This is a genomic window from Pseudomonas sp. LS2P72, from assembly GCF_054897865.1.
Map to the genome: position 1 here is coordinate 2,058,069 of NZ_CM142708.1, position 18,754 is coordinate 2,076,822.

The 18,754-nt window shown below is 58.0% G+C and carries 21 protein-coding genes and 1 tRNA gene; 17 read left to right on the plus strand and 5 right to left on the minus strand.

The window, feature by feature from the left end:
- Positions 1–122 precede the first annotated feature (122 nt).
- Together ACYZUA_RS09575 and ACYZUA_RS09580 are read left to right on the plus strand one after the other, a co-directional pair.
- Complete coding sequence (locus ACYZUA_RS09575) at positions 123–377, plus strand: FAD assembly factor SdhE (protein WP_007944081.1); 255 nt, start codon at positions 123–125, stop codon at positions 375–377.
- Positions 361–813, plus strand: coding sequence for a protein YgfX (locus tag ACYZUA_RS09580; protein WP_461962897.1), 453 nt, complete (start codon positions 361–363; stop codon positions 811–813). Before ACYZUA_RS09575 ends, ACYZUA_RS09580 begins: the two co-directional genes overlap by 17 nt.
- On the opposite strand, the gene nadB is transcribed toward ACYZUA_RS09580, so the two are convergent.
- Positions 782–2,398 carry an L-aspartate oxidase gene (gene nadB, locus ACYZUA_RS09585; protein WP_461962898.1) on the minus strand — a complete coding sequence of 539 codons (1,617 nt, stop codon included), beginning with the start codon at positions 2,396–2,398 and terminating at the stop codon, positions 782–784. The two genes, ACYZUA_RS09580 and nadB, sit on opposite strands and share 32 nt — an antisense overlap.
- Positions 2,399–2,957: 559 nt before the next feature.
- Here nadB and rpoE point away from each other — a divergent pair.
- The 4 genes from rpoE (at position 2,958) to ACYZUA_RS09605 (ending at position 6,728) form a co-directional block, all read left to right on the plus strand.
- Positions 2,958–3,539: an RNA polymerase sigma factor RpoE gene (gene rpoE, locus ACYZUA_RS09590; RefSeq protein WP_007944079.1), complete on the plus strand. Its 582-nt coding sequence runs from the start codon at positions 2,958–2,960 to the stop codon at positions 3,537–3,539.
- 30 nt (positions 3,540–3,569) lie between these two features.
- Positions 3,570–4,157 carry a sigma-E factor negative regulatory protein gene (locus tag ACYZUA_RS09595; RefSeq protein ID WP_461962899.1) on the plus strand — a complete coding sequence of 196 codons (588 nt, stop codon included), beginning with the start codon at positions 3,570–3,572 and terminating at the stop codon, positions 4,155–4,157.
- 8 nt (positions 4,158–4,165) lie between these two features.
- A complete protein-coding gene (locus tag ACYZUA_RS09600) occupies positions 4,166–5,119 on the plus strand; it encodes a MucB/RseB C-terminal domain-containing protein (protein WP_461962900.1) in 954 nt (317 codons plus the stop codon).
- 181 nt (positions 5,120–5,300) lie between these two features.
- Positions 5,301–6,728, plus strand: coding sequence for a DegQ family serine endoprotease (locus ACYZUA_RS09605; RefSeq protein ID WP_461962901.1), 1,428 nt, complete (start codon positions 5,301–5,303; stop codon positions 6,726–6,728).
- 75 nt (positions 6,729–6,803) lie between these two features.
- Here ACYZUA_RS09605 and ACYZUA_RS09610 read toward each other — a convergent pair whose 3' ends face one another.
- The gene (locus ACYZUA_RS09610; RefSeq protein WP_461962902.1) at positions 6,804–8,237 is read right to left on the minus strand and encodes a M48 family metalloprotease; all 1,434 of its coding nucleotides are present in this window, start codon (positions 8,235–8,237) and stop codon (positions 6,804–6,806) included.
- 98 nt (positions 8,238–8,335) lie between these two features.
- On the opposite strand from ACYZUA_RS09610, the gene ACYZUA_RS09615 reads away from it, so the two are divergent.
- Together ACYZUA_RS09615 and ACYZUA_RS09620 are read left to right on the plus strand one after the other, a co-directional pair.
- Complete coding sequence (locus tag ACYZUA_RS09615) at positions 8,336–8,575, plus strand: sulfurtransferase TusA family protein (protein ID WP_007930235.1); 240 nt, start codon at positions 8,336–8,338, stop codon at positions 8,573–8,575.
- A gap of 31 nt (positions 8,576–8,606) precedes the next feature.
- Positions 8,607–9,677 (plus strand): AI-2E family transporter, encoded by a 1,071-nt coding sequence (locus ACYZUA_RS09620; protein WP_461962903.1) that lies wholly within the window; start codon positions 8,607–8,609, stop codon positions 9,675–9,677.
- A gap of 130 nt (positions 9,678–9,807) precedes the next feature.
- Here the strand turns inward: ACYZUA_RS09620 and ACYZUA_RS09625 are convergent, their stop codons facing one another.
- Positions 9,808–10,281 carry a peroxiredoxin gene (locus tag ACYZUA_RS09625; RefSeq protein WP_461962904.1) on the minus strand — a complete coding sequence of 158 codons (474 nt, stop codon included), beginning with the start codon at positions 10,279–10,281 and terminating at the stop codon, positions 9,808–9,810.
- 11 nt (positions 10,282–10,292) lie between these two features.
- Positions 10,293–10,853, minus strand: a complete 561-nt coding sequence (locus ACYZUA_RS09630) for a glycine cleavage system transcriptional repressor (RefSeq protein ID WP_008034925.1) — start codon at positions 10,851–10,853, stop codon at positions 10,293–10,295.
- A 328-nt stretch (positions 10,854–11,181) separates the two neighbouring features.
- On the opposite strand from ACYZUA_RS09630, the gene dapA reads away from it, so the two are divergent.
- The 5 genes from dapA to ACYZUA_RS09655 all read left to right on the plus strand — a co-directional run bounded on the left by dapA (position 11,182) and on the right by ACYZUA_RS09655 (position 14,871).
- Positions 11,182–12,060: a 4-hydroxy-tetrahydrodipicolinate synthase gene (dapA, locus tag ACYZUA_RS09635; protein WP_046046122.1), complete on the plus strand. Its 879-nt coding sequence runs from the start codon at positions 11,182–11,184 to the stop codon at positions 12,058–12,060.
- A gap of 17 nt (positions 12,061–12,077) precedes the next feature.
- Positions 12,078–13,193 carry an outer membrane protein assembly factor BamC gene (gene bamC, locus ACYZUA_RS09640; protein ID WP_461962905.1) on the plus strand — a complete coding sequence of 372 codons (1,116 nt, stop codon included), beginning with the start codon at positions 12,078–12,080 and terminating at the stop codon, positions 13,191–13,193.
- Between the two features lie 4 nt (positions 13,194–13,197).
- Positions 13,198–13,956, plus strand: a complete 759-nt coding sequence (locus tag ACYZUA_RS09645; RefSeq protein WP_461962906.1) for an MBL fold metallo-hydrolase — start codon at positions 13,198–13,200, stop codon at positions 13,954–13,956.
- 28 nt (positions 13,957–13,984) lie between these two features.
- Positions 13,985–14,698, plus strand: a complete 714-nt coding sequence (gene purC / locus ACYZUA_RS09650; RefSeq protein ID WP_008034929.1) for a phosphoribosylaminoimidazolesuccinocarboxamide synthase — start codon at positions 13,985–13,987, stop codon at positions 14,696–14,698.
- An 83-nt stretch (positions 14,699–14,781) separates the two neighbouring features.
- Positions 14,782–14,871, plus strand: a tRNA-Ser gene (locus ACYZUA_RS09655).
- A 108-nt stretch (positions 14,872–14,979) separates the two neighbouring features.
- Here the strand turns inward: ACYZUA_RS09655 and ACYZUA_RS09660 are convergent.
- A complete protein-coding gene (locus ACYZUA_RS09660; RefSeq protein ID WP_461963930.1) occupies positions 14,980–16,146 on the minus strand; it encodes an MFS transporter in 1,167 nt (388 codons plus the stop codon).
- 308 nt (positions 16,147–16,454) lie between these two features.
- Between ACYZUA_RS09660 and ACYZUA_RS09665 the strand changes: the two genes are divergently transcribed.
- The 4 genes from ACYZUA_RS09665 (at position 16,455) to ACYZUA_RS09680 (ending at position 18,753) form a co-directional block, all read left to right on the plus strand.
- Positions 16,455–16,799 (plus strand): hypothetical protein, encoded by a 345-nt coding sequence (locus tag ACYZUA_RS09665; protein WP_461962907.1) that lies wholly within the window; start codon positions 16,455–16,457, stop codon positions 16,797–16,799.
- Positions 16,800–17,044: 245 nt separating this feature from the next.
- On the plus strand, positions 17,045–17,236 hold the full coding sequence (locus ACYZUA_RS09670) for a YegP family protein (protein ID WP_008074435.1): 192 nt from the start codon (positions 17,045–17,047) through the stop codon (positions 17,234–17,236).
- Positions 17,237–17,406: 170 nt separating this feature from the next.
- Positions 17,407–18,330: a LysR family transcriptional regulator gene (locus ACYZUA_RS09675; protein ID WP_461962908.1), complete on the plus strand. Its 924-nt coding sequence runs from the start codon at positions 17,407–17,409 to the stop codon at positions 18,328–18,330.
- A gap of 57 nt (positions 18,331–18,387) precedes the next feature.
- Positions 18,388–18,753 (plus strand): 5-carboxymethyl-2-hydroxymuconate Delta-isomerase, encoded by a 366-nt coding sequence (locus ACYZUA_RS09680; RefSeq protein WP_461962909.1) that lies wholly within the window; start codon positions 18,388–18,390, stop codon positions 18,751–18,753.
- Position 18,754 lies beyond the last annotated feature (1 nt).

The window sequence follows — 18,754 nt, forward strand, 5'->3', positions numbered from 1 at the left end:
GGACATCATAAGGGGGCGCTCTTGAAATGGGTAGTTTACAAAGGATCGCCGGTGGCCGACCAAAGCCGAGTGTTCGACTCTGCCTGGGGCTGTATACTTGCCGCCTATTTGAGGAGCGCTCCATGGTCGAAGATGTTGAACTGAATCGCCTCTACTGGCACAGCCGCCGCGGCATGCTTGAGCTTGACGTGTTGCTGGTACCGTTCGTGAAAGAGGTCTATCCGCACCTCAATGATGTCGACCGCGATTGCTACCGCAAGCTGCTCGAATGCGAAGATCAGGACATGTTCGGTTGGTTCATGGAACGTGCCGAATCGGAAGATCCGGAGCTTCAGCGCATGGTTCGCATGATCCTGGATCGTGTCCAGCCCAAGTAATTCATTCGAATGCCGCTGGCATGCCTCACGGCAATTGCTGGCGGCGTATCTTCTGGCCCAGCTGTTCGCGCTGGGTGCGCTGTGCCTTCTCTCTATACCGGTCTGGGCCAGTCTGCTCGGCGCTTTTTGCTGTCTGGCTCACGGCGCTTGGGCGTTGCCGCGACAGATTCTGCTGACACACCCAAGGGCATTTCGCGGCTTGCGTCGCAATGCCGATGGCTGGCAGTTGTGGAATCAGGAGGAGGGTTGGCAATCGGTGCAGCTACGACCGGACAGCCTGGCGCTACCTTTGCTGGTTGTGCTGCGTTTTCGGCTGCGGGGTGAACGGCGGATCAGGGCGATTTGTGTGCCTCGTGACTCGCAGGCGGCGGATCTGCACCGGCGCCTGCGGGTTCGGCTCTCGTTCAGTCGACGTAGGTGGGCGGCACCAGAATAGTGTCCAGGGCAACCGGCAGCATGTTTGGATAGTCGAGGGTGTAATGCAGGCCGCGACTTTCCTTGCGTTCCATGGCTGACTGGATCATCAGCTCGGCCACTTGGGCCAGGTTGCGCAATTCGATCAAGTCCCGACTGACCTTGTAGTTGCTGTAGAACTCGTCGATTTCATCCAGCAACAGACGCACGCGGTGCTGTGCCCGTTGCAAGCGCTTGTTGGTACGCACAATGCCGACGTAGTCCCACATGAATCGGCGCAGTTCGTCCCAGTTGTGCGCAATGATCACGTCCTCATCGGAGTCGGTGACCTGGCTCGCATCCCAGACGGGCAGGGCGATCGGAATCGAAACCTGCGGCAGTTGCTCAAGAATGTCCGCCGCCGCCGAACGCGCGTAAACGAAACACTCCAGCAACGAGTTGCTGGCCATGCGGTTGGCGCCGTGCAGGCCGGTGAAGCTGGTTTCGCCAATGGCATATAGCCCCGGCACGTCGGTGCGACCCTGCTGATCGACCATCACGCCGCCGCACGTGTAGTGCGCCGCCGGAACCACCGGAATCGGTTGCTTGGTGATGTCGATGGAGAATTCGAGGCAGCGTTCGTACACCGTCGGGAAGTGAGTCTTGATGAACGCTTCCGGCTTGTGGCTGATGTCCAGATAGACGCAATCGACGCCCAGGCGTTTCATTTCATGGTCGATGGCCCGGGCGACGATGTCGCGCGGGGCCAGCTCGGCGCGAGGGTCGAAGCGTTGCATGAAGCGTTCGCCGTTGGGCAGCTTCAGGTGTGCGCCTTCGCCGCGCAGGGCTTCGGTGATCAGGAAACTCTTGGCTTGTGGGTGATACAGGCACGTGGGGTGGAACTGGTTGAATTCCAGATTCGCCACCCGGCAGCCCGAGCGCCAGGCCATGGCGATGCCATCACCGCAGGCGCCGTCGGGGTTGCTAGTGTAAAGATAGACCTTTGCCGCGCCGCCCGATGCGAGGATCACAAAGCGAGCGGCGTAGGTGTCGACTTCACCGGTACCGCGATTGAGGACGTAGGCGCCGAGGCAACGATCACCTTCAAGACCCAGGCGCTTTTCGGTGATCAGGTCGACCGCCACCCGCTGTTCCAGCAGTTCGATGCTCGGTCGTTGCCTGGCCTTGTCGAGCAAGGTTCTGAAAATCGCTGCGCCCGTGGCATCGGCGGCATGGATGATACGCCGATGGCTGTGACCGCCTTCGCGGGTCAGGTGGAACTCGAATCCGCCATCTTCGGTGCCGGACTGTTCATCGCGCGTGAAGGGCACACCTTGGTCGATCAGCCATTGGATCGCCTCTTTGCTGTGCTCGACGGTAAAGCGCACGGCGTCTTCGTGGCACAGGCCACCGCCGGCATTGAGGGTGTCATCGACATGTGATTCAACGGTGTCGGTGTCATCCAGGACGGCCGCGACGCCACCCTGCGCCCAGAAAGTCGAGCCATTGGCGAGGTCGCCTTTGCTCAATACGGCGATGCGCAAATGACCGGGCAAGGTCAGCGCAAGGCTCAAACCGGCAGCGCCGCTGCCAATGACCAGAACATCATGTTGAAACTGTTGGCTCATTTCAGGATTCCGCTCAAAGCGACCCGGGTCGGGGTTGGCGCAAGACACCTGGATCGGCGAGTCAAGACAGCCACACAGCCCACTAGTATATAGAGGGGGGGAGCGGCACAATAGCCGAGCACACATGGCATTGTGAAACTACTGTGACGGAAAATACCTGACGCTTCGTCGGATGGTTTTTCGGCCGGTTCGGCGACAAGACGACTGTATCAACGATTTAACAGTCTTTTTCTATTCACGGTTGCACAATGTCGGTCATGCGCAGCTATAAATATTTGGAACTTTTGCCAAAGGCCCAAGATCAATAGACCGTTGCCTGATTCAAGGGACAGTGTCGGCTTCAACGCGGGATCTGTGATTTGATCCTTGCCGGCGAATCCGATGACAAGATTATTCGCGCAGCCGGGTTGACCCGCGCTGCGCTTTTCGTGCGTGCCAAATCAGAGCCCGCAGGAAACTTGCTTGGAGGGGGAGAACTTTTGCGAAAAGCCCGAGTCTATGTTTGCAAGTCTGGTTGTTTAGTTATGCAAGCCTCCTCCGAGCTTATCGAGGAGTGTTCATGCTAACCCAGGAAGAGGATCAGCAGCTGGTCGAACGCGTTCAGCGCGGCGACAAGCGAGCTTTCGATCTGCTAGTGCTGAAATACCAGCACAAAATTCTCGGGTTGATCGTGCGTTTCGTGCACGACACCCATGAAGCCCAGGATGTGGCGCAGGAAGCCTTTATCAAGGCATACCGTGCACTTGGAAATTTTCGCGGAGACAGCGCGTTTTATACGTGGCTTTACCGTATCGCCATTAACACGGCGAAAAACTATCTGGTTTCACGCGGCCGTCGGCCGCCGGATAGCGATGTCAGTTCCGAGGATGCAGAGTTCTACGATGGCGATCATGGCCTCAAGGATCTCGAGTCGCCAGAACGTGCATTGCTGCGGGATGAGATCGAAGGCACCGTCCATCGAACCATTCAGCAACTGCCAGAAGATTTGCGTACGGCTTTAACTTTACGTGAATTCGATGGTCTGAGTTACGAGGACATTGCGGCCGTCATGCAGTGTCCGGTGGGTACCGTGCGCTCCCGGATTTTCCGCGCTCGGGAAGCCATCGATAAAGCCCTGCAGCCGTTGTTGCAGGAAAACTGAGACAGCGGCGACAGCCAAGAGAGGAACGCCATGAGTCGTGAAGCCCTGCAGGAATCGCTGTCCGCAGTGATGGATAACGAAGCGGACGAATTGGAATTGCGTCGGGTATTGAATGCCTTTGACGATGTTGAAACCCGTGATACCTGGGCTCGTTATCAAATCGCTCGGGCAGTTATGCACAAGGATTTGCTGCTTCCACGTCTGGATATCGCTGCGGCAGTCTCTGCTGCGCTGGCTGACGAAGCCGTACCTGCAAAAACCTCCCGTGGTCCATGGCGCAGCCTGGGTCGTCTGGCGGTCGCTGCTTCGGTAACCCTCGCCGTACTGGCAGGTGTTCGTCTGTACAACCAGGACGAGATCGCTGGGGTCGAACTGGCTCAGCAATCCAGTCAACCTGGTCTGGCCGTTCCTCAGGTCAAGGGTCCAGCTGTATTAGCAGGCTACAATGAGAGTTCGGAAGCCACTGGCCCTATGGCCAACGGCGTATTGCAAGGTCAGCCAGGCTGGCACGATCAGCGTCTGCCAGGTTACTTGCGCCAACATGCTCAACAGGCTGCACTGAAAGGTACTGAGAGCGCTCTGCCTTACGCTCGTGCAGCAAGTCTGGAAAACCGTTAAGGAGGATCATGCGCGCCATCCCTCTACTTACGCTTCTGCTCGGTGGCTGGTTTGTTGTTCCAGCCCATGCTGATGAAGCCCAGGACTGGTTGACCCGTCTGGGCCAAGCCGAGCAACAGCAAAGCTTTCACGGTACATTCGTCTACGAGCGTAACGGTAGTTTTTCTACCCACAACATCTGGCACCGCGTCCAGGATGGCAAGGTCCGCGAGCGGTTACTCCAGCTCGACGGCTCGGCACAGGAAGTCGTGCGCATTGATGGGCGTACTCAATGCGTCAGCGGCATTCTGATAGCAGGGCTTGGAGATTCCCCCAGCTCCGCTGCTCGTACACTCGATCCACAAAAGCTAAAGAATTGGTACGACCTTGCCGTCATCGGCAAGTCGCGTGTGGCCGGGCGTGCGGCAGTAATCGTTGCACTGACACCTCGCGATCAACACCGCTACGGTTTTGAATTGCATCTGGATAAAGAAACCGGCCTGCCTCTCAAATCATTGCTTTTGAATGAAAAAGGGCAATTGCTGGAGCGATTCCAGTTCACGCAACTCACCACCGATGGTCCGTCCGACAGCGACTTGCAGCCTGGCGCAAATTGCAAAACGGTTGCCCTCGACAGCGACAAGGCTTCTGCAATCAAGGCGGCGCAAGTATGGCGTTCGGACTGGTTACCACCTGGGTTCGAGCTGACCAGCAGTACCTCCCGCAAGGATCCAGAGACCAAAACCCAAGTCAACAGTCTGATGTATGACGATGGTCTGGCCCGTTTCTCGGTTTTCCTTGAGCCGTTGAATGGCGCAGCAATCACTGACACTCGCACCCAGTTGGGGCCGACCGTTGCAGTTTCCCGACGCTTGACTACCCCGCAAGGCGAGATGATGGTGACCGTGGTCGGTGAGATTCCGATTGGCACCGCTGAACGGATTGCGCTATCCATGCGCAACGACGCCACTGCAACCAAGTAGTGAGCTGAAATCGAAATGTTTGGTGAGCATTTCAACTTGCAAATATCCCCGATTTTTTCTATAGGTCAGAGCCCCTCGGCTCTGGCCTTGTTTGTTGTTCCCGGAACAAAAATACCGGCGTATCGTTCCCGGTGTTCCTTGCTCCATATCGCTTAACCATGCTCGTCGTAACGGGAGCCGTATGTCGATACCACGCTTGAAGTCTTATCTCTCTATTTTTGCCACCGTGCTGGTGCTTGGTCAGGCGGTCGCTGTTCAGGCGGTCGAGTTGCCTGACTTCACACAGTTGGTCGAGCAGGCCTCGCCCGCGGTGGTGAACATCAGTACCACGCAGAAACTGCCGGACCGCAAGGTGAACGAGCAGATGCCCGACCTTGAAGGTTTGCCGCCCATGTTGCGGGAGTTCTTCGAGCGCGGTATGCCGCCACAACCGCGTACACCACGCGGCGATCGTCAGCGTGAAGCCCAATCCCTGGGGTCGGGCTTCATCATCTCGCCTGATGGCTACATCCTGACCAACAACCATGTGATTGCCGATGCCGACGAAATCCTCGTCCGCCTCGCTGACCGCAGCGAATTGAAAGCCAAACTGGTTGGCACCGATCCGCGTTCCGACGTGGCGCTGTTGAAAATCGAAGGCAAAGATCTGCCGGTCCTGAAACTTGGCAAATCCCAGGATCTGAAAGCCGGCCAGTGGGTCGTGGCGATTGGTTCGCCATTCGGTTTCGACCATACCGTGACCCAAGGTATCGTCAGCGCCATCGGTCGCAGCCTGCCGAACGAAAACTATGTACCATTCATCCAGACCGACGTGCCGATCAATCCAGGTAACTCTGGTGGTCCGCTGTTCAACCTGGCCGGTGAAGTGGTGGGCATCAACTCGCAGATTTACACCCGTTCCGGCGGCTTCATGGGCGTTTCGTTCGCGATCCCTATCGATGTCGCAATGGACGTTTCCAATCAGCTCAAAAGCGGCGGCAAAGTCAGCCGTGGCTGGTTGGGTGTAGTCATCCAGGAAGTGAACAAGGACCTGGCCGAGTCGTTCGGTCTGGATAAGCCAGCCGGCGCGCTGGTGGCTCAGATCCAGGATGACGGCCCGGCTGCCAAGGGTGGCCTGCAAGTAGGGGATGTAATCCTGAGCATGAACGGCCAACCGATCGTCATGTCTGCCGATCTGCCACATCTGGTGGGCGCGCTGAAGGCCGGCTCGAAGGCTGATCTGGAAGTGATTCGTGAAGGTAAGCGCAAGAATGTCGAATTGACTGTCGGCGCTATCCCGGAAGAAGGCAAAGAGCTGGATGCGCTGCCGAAATCCAGCACCGAGCGCAGCAGCAATCGGCTGGGTGTTTCGGTGGCTGAGCTGACGGAGGAACAGAAGAAAACCTACGACCTCAAAGGCGGCGTGGTCATCAAGGAAGTCCAGGACGGTCCTGCTTCTCTGATTGGCCTGCAGCCAGGCGATGTGATCACTCACCTGAACAATCAGGCAATCGGTTCTGCCAAGGAGTTCACGGATATCGCCAAGGCGCTGCCAAAGAACCGCTCGGTGTCGATGCGGGTTCTGCGTCAAGGTCGCGCCAGCTTCATCACCTTCAAACTGGCTGAGTAATCCGATTGTTGGCTAAATAAATAACCGCCTCGAAAGAGGCGGTTTTTTTATATCTGCAATTTTTTCTGACAAGCGTCAGCCCATCATGTCCTTGATCATGCGCTCCTGTTCCATCAGCTCACGTTGCCGTGCGTCGATTCGAGATGACAGCGGGAAGTTGGTGCCTGCCTTGCGCTTGGCGAAATCCAGTTGCTGGATGGCCTGACGGTAATCCCCGACCAGGGCGAAATACTCGGCGCGGGCCTGATGCAGGCCGATGATGTTGCCTGACAGGCCGCGAGTCTCGGCCACCATGTACCAGACGTCCGGATCGTCAGGCCGGCTCTTGAGCAGATTCTCCAGTGCTTTTTCCGCGTCGGGCGCACGGTTCTGCTTGAGCAGCAGGTCAACACGCACCGAATTCAGCGGGTAGTTGCCGGGATACTGCGTCAACATCCGGTCAACCCGGGACTGAGCGTCCGGCAGACGATTGTTGGTGATGTCCAGATCGACCTGCGCCAGGTTGTAGATGATCTCGTTCGGCGACTTGGCCAGCAGAAGCTTGAGGTTTTCCCGTGCTTCATTCAACTGGCCACCCTTGATCTGGGCGATGGCCAGGCCATAGCGAGCGACATCATTTTTCGGGTTTTCATCAAGTTGGGCGCGAAAGCGTTTGGCGCCCAGGCCTGGGGTTTCTTCATAGATCAACTGAACCCGGGCACGAATCAGCTGATAACGCATCGAGTCTTCGATGCCGCCGGCTTTTGCCTGTTCGGCGCGGTTGCGGGTGTCAGCGATCCGCGACTCTGTTACCGGGTGAGTCAGCAGAAATTCAGGTGGCTTGGCGTCAAAGCGGTATTGGCGCGCCAATCGCTCGAACATGGTGGGCATCGAGCGCGGGTCGTAGCCGGCCTTTTCCAGATTGAGGATGCCGATGCGGTCAGCTTCCTGTTCGTTCTGGCGAGAGAAGCGCCGTTGTTCCTGAATGGCCGCCGCCTGCGTACCCGCAATGGCCGCGATCCCGGCATCGCCGGCGCCAGCTGCGGCAATCACGATCCCGGCCAGCAGCGCGGCCATCATCGGCACCTGCATGCGCTGTTGGGCTTCGACGCCACGGGCGAAATGGCGCTGCGACAAGTGAGCCAATTCGTGAGCAAGTACCGAGGCGTATTCGCCTTCGGTCTGGGCATTGAGGAACAAGCCGCCGTTAACCCCGACAATCCCGCCCGGTGCGGCGAAGGCGTTGAGTTGCGGGCTGTTGATCAGGATGAACTCCAGGCGCCGGTCATTGACCTGGCTGGTCTCTACCAGCCTGTAGACGCTGGATTCGACGTAGTCCTTGAGTTGCGGATCGTTGAGTTGCGAAACCTGGCTGCGCAACAGCGCCAGCCAGGCACGGCCCAACTGATGTTCCTGTTGCGGCGAGACGATGGCAGAACTGGCGTCGCCGAGTGACGGCAGGTCGTCGGCGAAGCCCGGTGAGGCGAGCAGGCAAGCGAGCGTCAGCAGGGTAGGGCGCAAAAAAGTCATGCACAAAGCCTTAGTCGACAAAGACCTTACTGTAGCCGGACACTACGCTTCGGACCAGATATTCTAGCCACTCGACCACCTGACCCCGGAGTGATGCAATGACCGACGCTGTAGCCCATGACGCCGAGCTCGACGCCAGCGGCCTGAACTGCCCCTTGCCGTTGCTCAAGGCCAAGATGGAACTCAATCGCCTGGCCAGTGGCGCAGTGCTGAAGGTAATTGCCACCGATGCGGGCTCGCAGCGCGACTTCCGCACCTTTGCCCGATTGGCCGGTCATACGCTGCTTCGTGAAGAAGATGAAGCGGGTGTTTACCGCTACTGGTTGAAAAAAGCCTGAATTCTGCTGCGTTCGTTTCTAAGGATTATTGATGTTCAAGGTGTTACGCGACTGGATTCAGCGCTACTTCTCCGATGAAGAGGCCGTGGTGCTGGCGGTTCTGCTGTTTCTGGCGTTTACCGCCGTGCTCACACTGGGAGGCATGCTCGCACCGGTGCTGGCCGGCATGGTGCTGGCGTATCTGATGCAAGGGTTGGTCGTCACTCTCGAACGCCTGCGTATGTCGGGCGGGGTGGCGGTGGGGTTGGTCTTCGCCTTGTTCATGGGCGTTTTACTGGTATTCATTATCGTCGTGGTGCCGTTGCTCTGGCATCAACTGATCACGCTGTTCAACGAGTTACCCGGCATGCTGGCCAAATGGCAGTCGCTGTTATTGCTGCTGCCCGAGCGCTACCCGCATCTGGTGTCCGACGAGCAGGTGCTGCAAGCCATCGAAGTAGCGCGTGGCGAGATTGGCAAGTTCGGTCAGTGGGCGTTGACGTTCTCGCTGTCGAGTCTGCCGCTGCTGGTGAACATCATGATCTACCTGGTGCTGGTGCCGATCCTGGTGTTTTTCTTTCTCAAGGACCGGGAGATGATCGGTCAGTGGGTGCGTGGTTATCTGCCCCGTGAACGGGCGCTGATCACCCGCGTTGCTCATGAGATGAACCGGCAGATTGCCAATTACATTCGCGGCAAGGTCATCGAGATTTTCATTTGCGGTGGCGTGACCTACATCGGTTTCGTTGTTCTGGGCCTGAACTACGCGGCGCTGCTGGCATTGCTGGTGGGTGTGTCGGTGGTGGTGCCTTACGTCGGCGCAGTGGTGGTGACCGTGCCGGTCATGCTGATTGCGCTGTTCCAGTGGGGCTGGAGCGATCAGTTCATCTATCTGATGGCGGTCTACGGGATCATCCAGACGCTGGACGGCAACGTGCTGGTGCCGCTGCTGTTCTCGGAAGCGGTCAATCTGCATCCGGTGGCGATCATCTGCGCGGTGTTGTTGTTTGGCGGGCTGTGGGGCTTTTGGGGCGTGTTCTTTGCGATTCCGCTAGCAACCCTGTTCAAGGCTGTACTGGACGCCTGGCCGCGCAAAGAGCCGGTGGTGGCGCCGCTGCTTTAATTCTTTAGTGAGGCTGATGGCCTCTTCGCGAGCAGGCTCGCTCCCACATTAGATCGCGTCAGTCAAAACAACTCGGTCAACTGTAGGAGTGAGCCTGCTCGCGATAGCGTTGGAACAGGCGCCAGATGAATCAGGCCTTGTTCAGCGTCTGAGCCGCAGCTAACACCGCATCCACATGGCCCGGCACCTTCACACCGCGCCATTCCTGACGCAGCACACCGTCCTTGTCGATCAGGAACGTGCTGCGATCAACGCCCATATATTCTTTGCCGTAGAGCTTTTTCAGCTTGATCACGTCGAACAGCTGGCAGAGCGCTTCTTCCTTGTCGCTGATCAGCTCGAAGGTGAACGCCTGCTTGGCCTTGAAGTTTTCGTGGGATTTGAGGCTGTCACGGGACACGCCGAAGACTTCGGTGTTGGCGGCTTTAAACGCATCAAGCTGATCACGAAAGCCCTGACCCTGAGTGGTGCAGCCTGGCGTGCTGTCCTTCGGATAGAAGTAAATCACCACCTGCTTGCCTTTGAGGTTCGCGAGGTTGACGGTCTGCCCGCTGGTGGCGGGTGCTTCGAAGTCGGCAACCGGTTGGTCGATGGCAACGGCCATGTAAAGCTTCCTTACATTGGGTTTTGTGGGCGCCACGGTTCGATCAGGGCATCCAGGTTCAGCGCGTCGGCGAAATCCAGGAACTGATCGCGCAGCCAGCTGATTTGCACGCCGGCCGGCAAGGTCACGGTGAACGTGGCATTGAGCATGGTGCCGCCGGTTTGCGGAGCCTGATAGGTGTCGCAGGTCAGGTTCTCGAGCTCGACGTTGTGGTCCATGAAGAACTGACACAGCTCGTTAATGATGTCCGAGCGGTAAGCCGAGCTGACATAAGCGACGTATGGCAGGGCTTGAGGACGATTCTCCAGCGCTGCGCTACGCACCACGTTAACCGTAAAGGCGTGCTTCTTGGCGAGGCTCGGCAAGCTGCCTTCGAGGCGCGCCAGGGCGTCCCAGCTGCCGGAGATCTCGAGGATCAACGCACTGCACTCGCCATGGCGCGTCAGGCGAGAAGTGACCACGGCGCAGCGATTTTCATGGCTGGCGCGGCACAGGACGTTAGTCAGCTCCATGGGGTTGGCGCCGAGGGCACTGATGACAAGGAATTGTTCGCGAACTGTGGGGGTGGACATGCAGCATTCCTAAAGCGATGAGCGGTCGATACTTCTACGGGCTTTTTTACCGGGAGCGAGCCTGCGGATGCGAATTCAAAAAACCCGAGCCGCAAGGTTGCAACGTGCTCCAGAGTGGCAAGAGCGAAGGGCGGCAACGCTGGATCGGGGCTTGTGATGCCGAAAATGGAGGCTGGAACCCGGCGTACGAGCTTATCAGTACCGATCAAAGTCTGAAGGGTAGCGAAAAGCAGCGCCAAGGGGAATGGCAGCAGCGCAGTACTTCGCTTGTGCAAGCATCTTGGCGCCAGTACCATTACCGCTCTCTTTTTCCGGCAGGAGCGGTTTCATGATTGCGGGCAGTATGGTGGCACTGGTCACACCCATGGATGCACAAGGGCGTCTTGACTGGGACAGCCTCAGCAAACTCGTGGACTTCCACCTTGAAAACGGCACCCATGCCATTGTCGCGGTCGGTACTACCGGCGAGTCGGCAACCCTCGATGTAGACGAACACATCGCCGTCATCAAGGCCGTGGTCAAGCAGGTCAATGGCCGTATTCCAGTCATCGCCGGTACCGGCGCCAACTCGACCCGCGAAGCCGTAGAACTGACCCGCAACGCCAAAGAGGCCGGCGCCGACGCCTGTCTGCTGGTCGTTCCGTACTACAACAAGCCGACTCAGGAAGGTTTGTACCTGCACTTCAAGCATATTGCTGAAGCGGTCGACATTCCACAGATCCTCTACAACGTTCCTGGCCGCACCTCCTGCGATATGCAGGCCGAGACCGTGATTCGCCTGTCCACTGTGCCGAACATCATCGGTATCAAGGAAGCCACCGGCGACATGAAGCGTGCCAAGGCAATCCTTGATGGCGTGAGCAAGGACTTCATCGTGCTGTCCGGTGATGATCCGACCGCTGTCGAACTGATCCTGATGGGCGGCAAGGGCAACATCTCCGTCACCGCCAATGTCGCCCCGCGCGAAATGGCTGACCTGTGCGAGGCCGCGCTCAAGGGCGACGCCGAGACTGCACGGGCAATCAACGAAAAATTGATGCCGCTGCACAAGGATCTGTTCATCGAAGCCAACCCGATTCCGGTGAAGTGGGCTTTGGTCGAAATGGGCCTGATGCACGAAGGCATTCGCCTGCCGCTGACCTGGCTGAGCGCACCTTGTCATGAAACGCTTCGCACGGCCCTGCGCCAGTGCAGCGTCCTGGTTTAATTGAGGAAGTAATACGCATGAAGCGATTGGCCGGACTTTCCGCACTTGCCTTGATCATCTCCAGCACCAGTGGCTGCGGGTGGGTCTGGGGCCCGGAAGGTTATTTCCGTGACCGCGGTAGCGATTACCTGGAAGCGCAACAGACTGCACCCATGCAATTGCCTTCGGACGTCAGCACCGCCAAACGTCTGGATCCGCTGTTGCCGATCCCGCGCAACGTGGCCGATGACACCGTCAAGGGCGAGTACATCGTGCCTCGTCCGCAGCCGTTGTCGGCAGGGGCCGACGCCAGCGCCTACTCCCTGCAAAAGACCGGTGATTCGCGCTGGATTGTCTCTCAGAATCCGCCGGCCGAAGCCTGGCCAGTGGCTGTGCAATTCTTCCAGGACAACGGTTTCCGTTTGGACGAACAGCGTCCGCAAACCGGCGAATTCACCACCACCTGGCAGCATTCCGACGAACTGTCCGCCGCGATGGCCAAGCGCCTGAGCGCAGCCGGTGTCGGCGCCGACAGCGAAACCCGTGTGCGGGTCCGCATCGAGCCAGGCGTGCAGCGCAACACCAGTGAAATCTACGTGGTCAGCGCCGAGCGTCCTGCCGGCAGCACCTCCGACGTGGCCTTCACCAACCGTTCGGTCAACACTGGCCTGGACGCGGCACTGGTCGACGACATGCTCGCGAGCATGAGCCGCATCTCGGAGAAGGGCGGTTCGGTCTCCATGCTGGCTTCGCGTGACTCCGATACGCCAAGTCGTGTCAGCCTGAGCGAAGACGGCAGTGGTAACCCTGTCCTGAACGTCGGCACCGACCTGGATCGTGCCTGGTCGAGCGTCGGTCGTGCGCTGGAACAGGGCGAATGGCGCGTTGAAGACATCAACCGCAGTCTGGGCTTGTACTACATCAACCTGGCCGAAAAAGCCGAGAAGAAAGACGAGAAGCCTGGTTTCTTCAGTGGTCTGTTCGGCAGCAAGCCGGACAAGGAAGAAGTTGAAGCCCGTGCCGAGCGTTATCAGGTTCGCCTGAGCAAGGTTGGCGAAAACGTCCAGGTCACCGTCGAGAAAAACATCAACACCGTGGCGCCAGCAGACGTGGCGCGCAAAGTGTTGAGCGTGATTCAGGACAACCTGGGCTGATCACATGCGTTTTGCCGTTCTCGGCAGCGGTAGCCAAGGGAACGGCACGCTGATAGCCAGCGCTGACACGTATGTGCTGGTGGATTGTGGTTTCTCCCTGCGGGAAACCGAAAAACGCCTGCTGCGCCTGGGTGTGAACCCTGCGCAGTTGAGCGCGATACTCGTGACCCACGAACATGCCGACCATGTGCATGGCGTGGGTTTGCTGTCTCGGCGCTACAATCTGCCTGTCTACCTTAGTCGCGGCACCCTGCGCGGGATGCGCAAACCAATTGAACCGGCTGGCCTTCTGGCCGGCGGCGAGCAACTGCAGATCGGCGCACTGAGCATCGGCGTCATTGCCGTGGCCCATGATGCACAGGAGCCGACGCAATACGTCTTCAGTGACGGTGAGCGGCGTTTCGGCCTGTTGACCGACCTGGGCTCGTATTGCAACAAGGTGCTGGACGGCTATCGGGACCTCGATGCGTTGATGATCGAGGCCAACCATTGCCGTGACATGCTGGCGCGCGGTCACTACCCGTACTTTCTCAAGCTGCGGGTAGGCGGTGAGCTGGGGCATTTGAACAACCATCAGGCGGCATTCCTGGTGTCCGAGTTGGGCTGGCAAGGCCTGCAACATCTGGTCCTGGCCCATCTGAGCAGCAAGAACAACCTGCCGCAGCTGGCCCGGCAATGTTTTGTCGACACCCTCGGGTGCGACCCGGACTGGCTGCAACTGGCCGATCAAGATTCAGGGCTCGACTGGCGACACATCGCCTAGCCCACCTACTTAGCAAGCGGAGCCCATCATGGAAAAACGTGAAGAACTCTACCGCGGCAAAGCCAAATCGGTTTTCAAGACCGACGACGCTGACCGCTTGATCCTGCTGTTTCGCAACGACACTTCGGCGTTCGACGGCAAGCGCATCGAGCAGCTCGACCGCAAAGGCATGGTGAACAACAAGTTCAACGCCTTCATCATGCAGAAACTCGAAGCAGCCGGCGTGCCGACTCAATTCGACAAACTGCTGGGCGACAATGAATGCCTGGTGAAAAAACTCGACATGATCCCGGTCGAGTGCGTCGTGCGTAACTACGCCGCCGGCAGCCTGGTCAAGCGCCTGGGCGTCGAAGAAGGCATGAAGCTCAACCCTTACACCTTCGAACTGTTCCTGAAGGACGACGCCAAGGGCGACCCGTTCATCAACGAATCCCACGTCGTGGCATTCGGTTGGGGCACCGCCGAGCAACTGGTTCGCATGAAAGAACTGTCGCTCAAGGTCAACGAAGTCCTGAGCAAACTGTTCGACGACGCCGGCCTGCTGCTGGTCGACTTCAAACTGGAATTCGGTGTGTTCTCCGACGGCTCCATCGTCCTGGGCGACGAATTCAGCCCGGACGGCTGCCGTCTGTGGGACAAGGCCACCGGCAAGAAAATGGACAAGGACCGCTTCCGTCAGGGCCTCGGTGATGTCATCGAAGCCTACGAAGAAGTCGCCAATCGTCTGGGCGTACCGCTTTAATCGACGCAAGCATCTGATAGCACGGAAAAATTTCGCTTAGGGGGTTCGCTTCCGGCAAAAGTGTTGTTATGATGCGCGCCGTTGGAGAGATGCCAGAGTGGCCGAATGGGACGGATTCGAAATCCGTTGTACCTTCACCGGTACCTAGGGTTCGAATCCCTATCTCTCCGCCATTATTGAATAAGACTAAGCCCCTGAAATTGTTAAAGATTTCAGGGGCTTTTTCGTTTCTGGCGTTTTGTTTAGGGCAGTTTTCCGCACACAGCCGGTATCGCTCTTTACTATCGAACTGGAACTCTCGCCTGGATCACCCACAATCCCAGCAAAGTCAGAACAGCAAAGCCCCCGCCCATCAAGAAAGTGCCTTGGAAGCCTACCGTGTCCCACAACGCGCCGGCGATGACGCTGGCCAGCAGCAAGGTCAACCCGGTCAACAGATTGAACATGCCAAATGCCGTTCCGCGCAGTTCAGCCGGCGCGCAATCGGCGATCAGGGCGGCGAATATCCCTTGGGTAAGCCCCATGTGCAGCCCCCATAGAACGACGCCAACGACCAGGCCACCGATACCCGGCGCGAATGCCAGAGTCAGGTCGGCAGCAATCAGCAATACCAGACCTGCGCCGAGCACCGCCACGCGGCTGACACGATCAGACAAGGCCCCGGCGGGATAGGCTGACAGTGAATACGCCACGCTCATCAGGACAAGCACCGCCGGCGCCCACATCGGCGCCAGCCCGATGGCCTGACCGCGCAGAATCAGAAAGGCTTCGCTGAAACGCGCGAGGGTGAACACCGCAGCGACACCCACCACCCACCAGTAGCCAGCGCCCAGTCGGGCTAATTCCCGTCGGCTCAGAGGCGCGCGCACCCGGCGCGTCCCTTCTACTTGTTTGGGCTCATGAACGAACACCAGCAGCACCGCGACGGCAAGGAAGGCCGGGATGACGGCCACCCAGAACACAGTCTGGAAGTGGTTCGCGGTTAGCCACATCAATCCGATCGCCAGCAACGGTCCCAGGAATGCACCCACGGTATCCAGCGTTTGCCGCAGGCCGAAAGCTGCCCCCCGTATCTCGGGCGGCGTGATGTCGGCGACCAACGCATCGCGCGGGGCGCCGCGAATACCTTTGCCAATGCGGTCGATAAAACGAGCCCCGATCAGCCAGTCCAGCGAGCCCGCCAAAGGAAAGATCGGTTTGGACAGTGCCCCTAGTCCATAACCCAGCGCCGCGAGCAGTTTGCGCTTGCCCAATTGGTCACTGAGTGCCCCGGAGAATACCTTGGTGATCGAGGCCGTAGCCTCGGCTATGCCTTCGATGAGACCCACTGCCAAAACGGAGGTACCCAGGACGGTGACCATATAAAGCGGCAACAATGCATGGATCATTTCTGAGGAGATGTCCATCAACATCGAGACGAAGCCCAGCGCCCAGATGCCGCCAGGCATGGTGCGCCAGACATTGCCTGACGCCTTCTCGATTGGCGCAGTAGCCGAAGTGCCACCCGACTTGTCAGTAGTTTTCATCCTGAGCCTCGAAAGCCTGTTTGGCGTAGGCAACTAATAGCGCCTCGCACCCCTGCAGCCGTGTTGCCGCTACTTTCGCCAAGATACGCTGTATCAACGAGTGATTTCGATCAACAGATTGCGCAATCTGCTGAAGAGAGTCGCCTTTCTGCCAGCGATGGCTTTCGGTGTAACCCTGGTCATTAGCTATCATGCAATACAGGGCAAATCACCGGATGACGGGGGAATGCATGAACAGATGGCGACGGTTTTGGGTGTTTGTGAAGCTGGTGGCCGCATTTATGGCTTGCCTGGCCGTTGCTGTTCAAGCTTTTAACTACATGTTGGAAAGCCCCGATGCAGCGCAGATGCACCCTTTGAGCATTTTGGTTGTTGGGCTTATCTTTGGCTTCATCACCTATGGAGTCCTTTCACTGATTGAAAGGGCTGTACGGAATATCCTGCCCCATCCTGACCCAGTTACCACCACGGTAGCGGCTCAACCTCAAACAGAACTCGAGGAAGATGCCGTGCTGATGGAAGAACAGCCTTTGGCCCTGTCAGTTGACGATTCAACTCAGCAGAAAAATCAGTGAACCAGAGTTTTTGCGTCGGACCAGACAGCACCGCAGCGTAAGAAAAATATGCTTCTTCAAGGGAAAAGTTACTTAGCGCAGTCACCCAATTTACCGCCCCCCGAATCTGTTGGTCGTCCCGCCAATCAAGGCTTTGTCTGCGAAACATCCCCTGACATTGAAAGACCCTGCCTCAAAAAAACCTCATCTACTCTGGTTTCGCAGATCACTGATCTGCCGTCATCAGCAATCGCAAGGAGCGAGCAATGTATTTTGAGATTTACAGGCAAACCCGTGGCATCGCACAGACCGGCAAAGGTCAATGGCGGTGGCGTTTGAGGGCGGGTAACCATGAAACGATTGCCAGCGGGGAGGCGTACGTCAACAAGTCTGATTGTGTGCACGCCATCAGTTTGATCAAAGGAACCCACGATCAGACCCCGGTCAAGGAAATCTAGGCTTCGGATGGTGAAGCTGCTCGGTCTGAGCAGCTTCGTTGCAACGGGCGGTCTTACGGTTATGAGTGCCGCTGCCTGAATCCGGATTAAACGCAAACTGCTTGAGTCGCATAGACGCCGATTGCGACAGCTACCTAAACTGTCATCAGATTTAGGACCAGGGTCAGTGGATGAATCGTAACGAACTACGCAAGGCCGACATCAATCTGATGGTGGTGTTTGAAACGCTGATGCTCGAACGCAACGTCACCCGGGTGGCGGAAAAGTTGTTTCTCGGTCAGCCGACAATCAGTTCGGCGCTCAATCGCTTGCGCACGATGTTCAATGACCCGCTGTTCATACGTGTCGGGCATCGTATGGAGCCGACGGCGCGGGCCGAGGAGATTATTCTGCACCTGTCGCCGGCGCTGGATTCGTTGTCAGTGGCGTTGAGTCTGACCCATGATTTCGACCCCGCCAGCAGCACCATGACCTTTCGTATCGGGCTGTCAGATGATGTCGAGTTTGGCCTGCTGCCGCCATTGCTGCGTGCCTTGCGCCAGGAAGCACCAACGGTGGTGTTCGTGGTGCAGCATGTCGATTACTGGCGGATTCCGGATTTGCTCGCGTCCGGCGATATCACCGTTGGTATCAGCCAGACTCGCGGGTTGCCGGCCAACGCCAAGCGCAAGTTGTTGCGGCACATCCTGCCGAGCATTTTGCGCGCCGACGCATCGGACACACCGTTGACGCTCGATGAATATTGCGCGCGACCGCACGTGCTGGTTTCCCATACCGCCAATGTCAGTGGTTACGCCGATGAGTGGCTGGCGGAGATTGGTCGTACGCGCCAAGTCGTCCTTTCCGTGCCGCAATACAGCTCGCTACCGGCCTTGCTCGCCGGGACCGATCTGATCGCCAGTCTGCCGGATTACGCCGCCGAAGCGATGGCCGCGTCTGGCCAGCTGTTCAAGGAACCGTTCCCGTTCAAGACGCCGACCCTGGATCTGTCGATGGTCTGGCTCAGCCATGTCGATACCGACCCCGCCGAGCGCTGGTTGAGGTCGCGGCTGGAGGCATTCATGAGTGAACGCGCGTTTTTACCGCTCGAGTGAGTAGGGCGATGCTGTGATATATGTACGACCTTTCTGCCCACTTTCAGGAGCTCAGTCATGCCTCACCTGCACATGGAATACACCGCCAACCTGCCCGAGCTCAATGCCGACGTGGCGTTGATTCGGCTCAACAATGCGTTGGTGGCTTCCGGTCAGTTTGCTGCCGAATACGACATCAAGAGTCGAGCGGTGAAGGTTGAGACGTTCAAGGTCGGCACGGTGTTAGCTGAGCGAGCCTTTGTGCATGTGAAACTGGCACTGTTGAGCGGTCGCTCACCGCAGATCAAGAAGCAGTTGTCCGAAAGTTTGCTGGCCGTGGTGCAGGAGCTGTGTGATTGGCCGACGGACATTGAAGTCCAACTGGCCGTGGAAATCCTCGACATCGATCGAGAGTCCTACACCAAGATTGCCATCAGCCACTGAG

Coding starts and splice junctions, on each gene's coding strand:
- ACYZUA_RS09575 (WP_007944081.1), top strand. CDS start 123: ATGGTCGAAGATGTTGAACTGAATCGCCTCTACTGGCACAGCCGCCGC.
- nadB (WP_461962898.1), bottom strand. CDS start 2,398: ATGAGCCAACAGTTTCAACATGATGTTCTGGTCATTGGCAGCGGCGCT.
- rpoE (WP_007944079.1), top strand. CDS start 2,958: ATGCTAACCCAGGAAGAGGATCAGCAGCTGGTCGAACGCGTTCAGCGC.
- ACYZUA_RS09595 (WP_461962899.1), top strand. CDS start 3,570: ATGAGTCGTGAAGCCCTGCAGGAATCGCTGTCCGCAGTGATGGATAAC.
- ACYZUA_RS09600 (WP_461962900.1), top strand. CDS start 4,166: ATGCGCGCCATCCCTCTACTTACGCTTCTGCTCGGTGGCTGGTTTGTT.
- ACYZUA_RS09605 (WP_461962901.1), top strand. CDS start 5,301: ATGTCGATACCACGCTTGAAGTCTTATCTCTCTATTTTTGCCACCGTG.
- ACYZUA_RS09610 (WP_461962902.1), bottom strand. CDS start 8,237: ATGACTTTTTTGCGCCCTACCCTGCTGACGCTCGCTTGCCTGCTCGCC.
- ACYZUA_RS09615 (WP_007930235.1), top strand. CDS start 8,336: ATGACCGACGCTGTAGCCCATGACGCCGAGCTCGACGCCAGCGGCCTG.
- ACYZUA_RS09620 (WP_461962903.1), top strand. CDS start 8,607: ATGTTCAAGGTGTTACGCGACTGGATTCAGCGCTACTTCTCCGATGAA.
- ACYZUA_RS09625 (WP_461962904.1), bottom strand. CDS start 10,281: ATGGCCGTTGCCATCGACCAACCGGTTGCCGACTTCGAAGCACCCGCC.
- ACYZUA_RS09630 (WP_008034925.1), bottom strand. CDS start 10,853: ATGTCCACCCCCACAGTTCGCGAACAATTCCTTGTCATCAGTGCCCTC.
- dapA (WP_046046122.1), top strand. CDS start 11,182: ATGATTGCGGGCAGTATGGTGGCACTGGTCACACCCATGGATGCACAA.
- bamC (WP_461962905.1), top strand. CDS start 12,078: ATGAAGCGATTGGCCGGACTTTCCGCACTTGCCTTGATCATCTCCAGC.
- ACYZUA_RS09645 (WP_461962906.1), top strand. CDS start 13,198: ATGCGTTTTGCCGTTCTCGGCAGCGGTAGCCAAGGGAACGGCACGCTG.
- purC (WP_008034929.1), top strand. CDS start 13,985: ATGGAAAAACGTGAAGAACTCTACCGCGGCAAAGCCAAATCGGTTTTC.
- ACYZUA_RS09660 (WP_461963930.1), bottom strand. CDS start 16,146: ATGCCTGGCGGCATCTGGGCGCTGGGCTTCGTCTCGATGTTGATGGAC.
- ACYZUA_RS09665 (WP_461962907.1), top strand. CDS start 16,455: ATGAACAGATGGCGACGGTTTTGGGTGTTTGTGAAGCTGGTGGCCGCA.
- ACYZUA_RS09670 (WP_008074435.1), top strand. CDS start 17,045: ATGTATTTTGAGATTTACAGGCAAACCCGTGGCATCGCACAGACCGGC.
- ACYZUA_RS09675 (WP_461962908.1), top strand. CDS start 17,407: ATGAATCGTAACGAACTACGCAAGGCCGACATCAATCTGATGGTGGTG.
- ACYZUA_RS09680 (WP_461962909.1), top strand. CDS start 18,388: ATGCCTCACCTGCACATGGAATACACCGCCAACCTGCCCGAGCTCAAT.